Here is a 6,976-nt window from a genome sequence, read left to right as displayed (position 1 = left end):
GAGATCGGGTTGTCGGCGGCACTGTGGCGAACAATGATGGTTGAATAGAATTTAGCGATGCTCCAGTCTGCGCTTTTTATTCGGAGTCCGTATCATCAATGGTTCGGACAGTTTTGGGTGGCGTCGCGTGCTGGATGGAGCGGAGAAAAAGTAGGGTGTCGCGAGACGTCCAAGGCTCTGCTGGACACAGAATGTTCTGTATTCAGGTGATGTGTCTCCGATTGATCAACAGGGCTATCTGGCAGGGCAAATAAATAATATCAATCCAGGTGTCGGTGTCGGATTGAGTTTAATTCGGGCAACGGTTGAAGAACACCGTTCTGCTGGCAGCGTACCTGCTGAAAACTGTCCGAACCATTGATCATACGGATTCCGTCTGTTTCGCGCAGAAATCGGGACAGCGCCGATTCCTGCACTCCACGCCCGGAACCCGTTTTTCTCCTTCTCGCTGTCTTGTCCAGAACAGCGCCCATGAGGACGCTTGGACGCCTGCTCGGATTTCCAGGTGTTTTCAACACCTTTCAATCGGAGTCCGTATCACCTCACATCCACATGTACGCCGGGGTGCCGCTGACCACGCCCACAGGCCACCGCATCGGGACACTGGGCGTCACCGATGACCAGCCCCACCCGCCAAGCGCCGACGATCTCTAGGCGCTGGAAGACCTGGCCGATCTGGTGGTCAGCGAACTGGAACTGTGTCTCCAGAATCTGGAGTTGAAGCGCGGCCTGAACGCGCAGCCGGTGCGCAACGCCGAGCTGTACCGGGGACTGGAACAGGCGCATGTCCTCGAAGGCGTGACCGGTCTGATGGATCTGGACCTGACCCCGGAAGAGATGACGTTGAGCGCTGCCCGGCTGCTGGCCAAGCCGCTGGGCGTGGATTACATCAGTCTGCTGGTCTTCGAAGGCGAGGGCGTCCGGGTGGTGGCGGCGCACCAGCACCCCCTGTTTCCCGCACCCGAGATGTCGGACGCGCCGCCCGACTGGAGCAACTCGGTCACACGCCACCTGCGTGAGCTGAACCAGCCCCACTACATGGACGATTATCTGGCGGGCCATGCTGTAGACCACAACGGCCTCCCTTTCGCAGGTATGACCGTGCAGGGCCTGACCTGGGCCTTCAGGCGCTCGTCCCGGCACCTTGGGGAGATTCAGGCACTCAACTGAACTCCGCCCAGCGCGAGATCAGTTGATCAGCGGTGCGCAGGGCCAGCGCATGCACAGTGAAAGTCGGGTTGACTGCGCCCGTCGACGCGAACAGGGTGGTGCCCGTTACGAACAGATTGGGGACGTCATGGGTTGCCCCGTAGCTGTTGGTGACCGAGGTCTGTGGATCAGTCCCCATCACCGTTCCACCAAAAATATGCTGGCCTCCCAGGCCGCCTGCCCAGCTCTCGGTGGCCCCCGCCGCTTTCATGACGGCGACGCCCTGCCGCTTTCCGACATCGACGGCCCTCAAGCCGATCTGACTGTGTTCATGGACGATCCGGGCGACGGGAAAACCATACGGGTCCTTCTGGCTGCTCAGCGTCAGGCGGTTGTCCTCGCTGATTCGGTCCTCGCCGATGTACACCATCATGGCCAGATGCCCGGCGGCCTGCGCCATGAACGCGTGCAGCGGTTCACCGAACAGGTCTGCCCGGCTGCCCGCCACGCCCAGCAGATCATTGGGCTTCAGGGCATTGCCGATGAGCCAGCTAAAACTGGCCTGCTGTCCCTTTCCGGGCGCTTTGGCGTAACTGTCCTGGTTGAGCAGTTGCCCGCCACTCACGCCGTAGATGTTCTGGGTTTCTTCCCTGAACAGGCCGTAGACGGGCACTGAGGGATGGGTTGCCATGCCGCGCCCGACCTGCCCACTGCGATTGGCGAGTCCACCGTCACGGGAGTTGAGCAGGATGCGCGGATTTTGCACCGCGAAGGCGGCCAGAATGACCACCCGCGCCGTCTGTTCCTGACGCATTCCGGCGTTATCGAAGTACTCGACTCCGGTCGCCCGCGTTCCCGCCGGGTTGGTCAGGACCCGCGTGACGGTGGCTCCCGTCAGCACCTGGGCCTTCGCCGCGAGGGCCTGCGGCAGATAGGTCGCCAGTGGGTTTGCCAGCGCCCCGATGGGACAGCCGGCGTCGCACCAGCCGTCGTAGATGCAGGCGGCCCGCCCGTTGTAGGGCCTGGTGTTGATCGCCAGCGGAATTGGTGACGTGTGCAGGCCCAGCTTGCTGAAGCCCGCCGCCATCAGACGTCCCTGTTCAAACAGTGGCACCGGGGGCATCGGGTACGGCTCGCCTGCCGGACGCCAGATTTCGGCTTTGTGGTCGCCTGATATCCCGACTTCCTTCTGAACCCGGTCGTAAGCAGGGCGCAGGTCGTCGTAGCGCAGGGGCCAGTCGCGCCCCACCCCGAAGTCGCTACGGAGCTGAAAGTCGTCCTCGTGCAGCCTGGGCCACACCGCGTAATGGTGCAGGGCCGCCCCGCCCACGCCCCAGCCCGAATTGAAGGTCACGCTCAGCGGGTTGGGTCCCCCGGTTTCACTGCCGGGGCCGCCCCATTTGAGGCGGCGCGCCCAGATCTGTGAGCTGTACAGGTCTCCCTGGCTGCCCAGGGTGTGCTGTGGGCCTGTTTCCATCACCAGCACCGATTTCCCGGCCTGGGCCAATTTGGCAGCCAGCAGGCCGCCGGACGCTCCAGCCCCAACAATCAGCACATCTACTCTGTCCATGCCCGCTCACCACACCTTTGGGGGCGCGATATGCGCCATGTAGGGAAGTTTGAGGCGGGCAAATCCTGCCTCGGTGCCGTAGTACACGTCCACGGCGTCACTGCGGGTAACGAAATAGAACAGCGGCGGCGGTGGACCATCCCAGGGCTTGGCACTGCCCTGCGCCACCTGCCCGGCCAGAGCGGTCCGTTTTAACGGGTCCAGTTGTGCGAAGGGTTGTGCATGCTGGGCCTGACTCAGGGCGTCAAGGGCGCGGACTCCACCCTGATAGAAGCCCAGGGCAGGGCCTGGAAAATCGGTGTAACGCAAGATCAGCAGCGGCAGATCCTTCCCGAGCTGATCATCCAGGTACTGCACCACTCCGGCCTCCGCAGCGCCGGGAACCAGCGTGTCGTTCCAGGCTTCCAGCGCCGCCGCCTCGGCAGGCGTGAAGTGTTTGAGGGGAATGCCCTGGGCGCGGGCCTGCGCCGGGCTGAGCGGACCCAGCGCCGTCATCACGGTCAGGGCAGCCAGCCCCAGGCCCATCCGGGCCAGCACTTCACGGCGGTTCAGGTCGGCGGCGGAGAACAGCGGTTCATCCATAAGGGGCCTCGCTCGAACAGATTCCGGGCGCAGCAGCCACTCAGAAGGGGGATTCTATGCGGGCTGGCAGCGTCACAAGTGGCCTGTGAACATGAAGCTGGAGACCTGGTCAGTATGACATGGCGCTGCGTGCGGTCAGTCCCGCAGCGCTGCAAGCCGGTTGGGTGTGACCTCAAGGCCCTCAATCCGCAGGCTGGATACGGCGGCGTCCACCATCTCGGCGCGCAACTCGCGGCTGGATTCACCCTTCGGACACCGCCAGTCGCCTCCGTCCAGATTCGGACAGGTTTCTGAGATCGGCTCAACCGAGCCTGCGTCTCTACTTCACACCGTCCAGTTCTCGGGGGCAGACCAGGCTTAGCGGGCCAGTTGCTTGCGAAACGCGGCCAGGGTGTCCTGAGCTTCAGCCCGCGCGCTGGTGTGCTGATCGGGTTGCCGCCGCAGATCGGCTCCCACAGCATCGGCTATGTTTGGAGTACCAGAATTTCAACCGTAACTGATTAGCGGGTCTTAACGGCCCGATGGTTTTGAGAAGTACGTCCCAGACGATATAAATCTGATTGCGAAATTATGCATAACGCAAATTTTGTTTTCCGCCAGAAACATAAGCGTCCCAGACGCACTTTCCGAAGCTCAATCTCGGCTCAGATAAATTGTACTCAGTATAGTTAAATTTTGCAAACACTGTCCTAGCCGACGAAAACCCTAAAACTTATACAACTTCTATACCGCTAATCACTTACTTTCAACCTTTGTTTGCGCATGCATCCTCTGACGTGACCCCCGCTCTGTCCCACACACCCAAGGTCACGGTCTTATACGGATTCCGTCTGTTTCGTGCAGGAATCGGCGCTGTCCCGATTCCTGCACTCCACGCCCGGAACCCGTTTTTCTCCTTCTCGCTCCGCTCGGATTTCCGGGTGTTTCCAACACCTTTCAATCGGAGTCCGTATTACTGTGACCTTGGGTGATGGACAGCAGGCCAACGCTCCGGTATTACGAGGCAGGCTTCGGCAGGGTCACGCCGAACGTGGCCCCCTGGCCCACCACACCGTCTGCGAACACCCGGCCCCCGTGCTTGAGCACGATGCGCCGCACCGTCGCCAACCCCACCCCGACCCCCGGAAAAGCAGCCTGGCTATGCAGCCGCTGGAAGATGCCGAACAGTTTCCCGCCGTACTCGGGATCAAAGCCCACCCCATTGTCCTGCACGGTGATCGTCCACTCGGTCCCGGTCTCGCTGACCTGTACCACGATGTCCGAAACGTCGCGCGTGGTGGAGTACTTCACCGCGTTGCTGATCAGGTTCGTCATCACCTGCTGCAACAGCCGCGCGTCTCCCCAGACACTGACGGCGGCCCGCAACTGCACGTCGATCACCTGCTCCGGGAATTCAAGCTGGGCGTCCTGCTGCGCCTGCAAGATCAGCGGTTCCAGGGCCACCATCCGTGAATGCAGGTCCTGCCGCCCAGCGCGCGAAAGCAGCAACATGCCGTCGATCAGCCCATTCATGCGGGCGGCCCCCTGCTGGATGATGTCCAGGTTGCGGCTGACCCTGTCTGGTTGATTGTTGACCAGCGCGCTGCGGGCCATATCGGCGAAGCTCATGACGTGCCGGACCGGCGTGCGCAGGTCATGCGAGGCGGAGTACATGAACGCATCCAGTTCTTCGTTGGCCAGCAAAAGTTCCTGGGTGCGGGCCTTCAGGGCGTCCCGCTGCGCGGTCAGTTCCCGGGTCTGTGCGGCCCGTTCCAGGGCCAGTCCCAGGCCACGCCCAACGGACTCGATGACCTCCCGCTCCTGCGCCGTCCATTCGGGGCGCGGGGTCCCGGCCGCGAACAGGGCGTAGGGCTGCTCCCCCTGGTGGTAGGCCGTGACGCTCAGCGCGCTGGCGTATCCCACCGACTGCCGCCGCCCGTCCTCGCTGCCCACGAACGACGTGCCGCGCTGCGACAAGGCGTCGGCTACCAGGGGCGAAGACAGCGCAATTCCGGCACGCCGGGCCGCCATGACCTCCGGGGGCGTGTTGCTGGAGAACATCACCGGGTAGGCCATGTCCCCCCTGACCAGGTAAAAGCCGCTGATAGCGCCGCCGACCGCGTCCCGGACGATGTCGCTGGCCGCCGTGGCGATGTCGTTCAGATCAGTGCTACTGGCCACTTGCGTGGTGAAACGGACGAAAGCCTCAAGCGCCCGCTCACGCTGTTCCACACGGACTTCGAGGACCTGGGCGTGGGTTCTGAGCTGGTGCTGCGCCGCCTTGAGTTGCTGCTCCGCCTGCTTGCGCGCGGTGATGTCCCGGCTGCTGGCCAGCAGCCGGGTGACGGTGCCATCTGCCGCGCGCAGCGGCGACACCCTTACCTCCCACCACTTTGGCGTGCCGGCAAACGTTCTGGCGGGGCCTTCAAAGGTGGTGGTCTGTCCGGCGCGCGCGGCGTCCAGCGCCTGCTCGACCTGGGCGTAGGCTTCGCCTTCCCAGAACGTGGGCCACAGGAGACCCTGGCAGACACTGAAGTCCGTGATCTCCATGGTCTGCATGCCGCCGGCATTCATGGACAGCACGCGGGCATCCAGATCCAGCACCTTGATGCAGTCGGCGCTGCTGTCGATGATGGCCTGAAGCTCGGTGACATCCAGGGAAGGGTCAGGGGTGGGAGGGGGAATCATGGCGTGGGGTGCAGTCTGACAGCCTTCTGGCTGGACAGGTCCAGGCCGGCCACCAGCACCCTGGACGGCTGTCTGGGTCCAGAGCGTGCCTTGCGGCGAACGCTGCCCGAATGGGCCGTCATAGAGGTGTTGCAGACAGGGTGGCGTGTTCAGACCTGTGGGCTGGATCAGGAGGCGACGCCAGTAGCACGGGGGCCAGAGTCTGATGGGTCACTCGTACAGGGCATCCCAGGCATCCTGGCCCTCGCCCTGGTGGCGGCTGCGGCGTCGGCTATGGCATCGTCCTCCCCTACCGTGTTCCCCTCTGCCGTTAGAGTGGCTGGCGATGAAGTCAAGGATGTTGATGGTTGCTGCTCTGGGTCTGCTCGGTTCTGCGGGCGCGGCTGGAACGGACGTTCGTGTGGGTCTCCAGGGATCTGTGCTGCCGGCGCGGGCGGCCTCGGCGGGGGTAGACGCCACTGGGCTGGGTGGACTGGCCGGCGTGCATGTCAGCGTCCAGGGTCCAGTGGGGTCCCGGGGCACGCTGCTGCGCGGCACACTCGAGGGCAACTTCGGGCTGCGCTCGGCCAAGCCGAATGTGCTTCTCGATCTGACGCTGCTGCGGACGGGTGGCCCGGTGGGCACAGGCAAGCTGTACTACGGCGCGGGTCTGGGATCCGGCGTGAGTTTTGATATGAGCGACACACCCGCGAGCCTGGGTAGAAGGCTGGAATCATAACCGACATGCCTGACATGAGGGGCGTCCGGGGCGTATCCCCGGACGTATGCAATCCCCCTCACTCGACAGTTTCCGCTGCCTTAACCCCGCCTGTCCAGCCGCTGGACAGTCAGGTCTCGGGAATATTCGTCACCGCAAGTGGTACAACACGCGCTCGGGGCCACGCCGGTTGCTCCGCTGCTCGACCTGCACCCGGGAATTTAGTGAACTCAAAGGCACTGCCCTGTGGAACGTGAAACTCCCCTGGGAGCGGGTGGAGAGCATCGTGGAGCACGTGACGCGCGGGAACA

6 protein-coding genes and 1 pseudogene are annotated in these 6,976 nt (G+C 63.3%); 4 read left to right on the top strand and 3 right to left on the bottom strand.

Features of this window, described 5'->3' with window-relative positions; genetic code table 11:
- Positions 1-471 precede the first annotated feature (471 nt).
- The gene (locus BOO71_RS26690) at positions 472-654 is read left to right on the top strand and encodes a hypothetical protein (RefSeq protein WP_139322710.1); all 183 of its coding nucleotides are present in this window, start codon (positions 472-474) and stop codon (positions 652-654) included.
- Positions 655-678: 24 nt separating this feature from the next.
- Complete coding sequence (locus tag BOO71_RS03215; RefSeq protein WP_075830547.1) at positions 679-1,170, top strand: hypothetical protein; 492 nt, start codon at positions 679-681, stop codon at positions 1,168-1,170.
- Here BOO71_RS03215 and BOO71_RS03210 read toward each other — a convergent pair.
- The 3 genes from BOO71_RS03210 to BOO71_RS03200 all read right to left on the bottom strand — a co-directional run bounded on the left by BOO71_RS03210 (position 1,163) and on the right by BOO71_RS03200 (position 5,968).
- Positions 1,163-2,719, bottom strand: coding sequence for a GMC family oxidoreductase (locus tag BOO71_RS03210; protein WP_075830546.1), 1,557 nt, complete (start codon positions 2,717-2,719; stop codon positions 1,163-1,165). The two genes, BOO71_RS03215 and BOO71_RS03210, sit on opposite strands and share 8 nt — an antisense overlap.
- Positions 2,720-2,725: 6 nt before the next feature.
- Positions 2,726-3,301, bottom strand: coding sequence for a gluconate 2-dehydrogenase subunit 3 family protein (locus tag BOO71_RS03205; RefSeq protein WP_083652908.1), 576 nt, complete (start codon positions 3,299-3,301; stop codon positions 2,726-2,728).
- Between the two features lie 996 nt (positions 3,302-4,297).
- Positions 4,298-5,968, bottom strand: a complete 1,671-nt coding sequence (locus BOO71_RS03200; protein WP_075830545.1) for a sensor histidine kinase — start codon at positions 5,966-5,968, stop codon at positions 4,298-4,300.
- 343 nt (positions 5,969-6,311) lie between these two features.
- Here BOO71_RS03200 and BOO71_RS03195 point away from each other — a divergent pair, with 343 nt between their 5' ends.
- Both BOO71_RS03195 and BOO71_RS29275 read left to right on the top strand, forming a co-directional pair.
- Positions 6,312-6,686: a hypothetical protein gene (locus tag BOO71_RS03195; RefSeq protein WP_139322709.1), complete on the top strand. Its 375-nt coding sequence runs from the start codon at positions 6,312-6,314 to the stop codon at positions 6,684-6,686.
- Between the two features lie 46 nt (positions 6,687-6,732).
- Positions 6,733-6,976: pseudogene (locus BOO71_RS29275) on the top strand (IS1 family transposase); the annotation flags it as partial.

Source organism: Deinococcus marmoris, from assembly GCF_001949125.1.
Classification (GTDB): domain Bacteria; phylum Deinococcota; class Deinococci; order Deinococcales; family Deinococcaceae; genus Deinococcus; species Deinococcus marmoris_A.
Note: the sequence above shows the minus strand (reverse complement) of the source record. Positions and strands in the feature narration are given on the sequence as shown.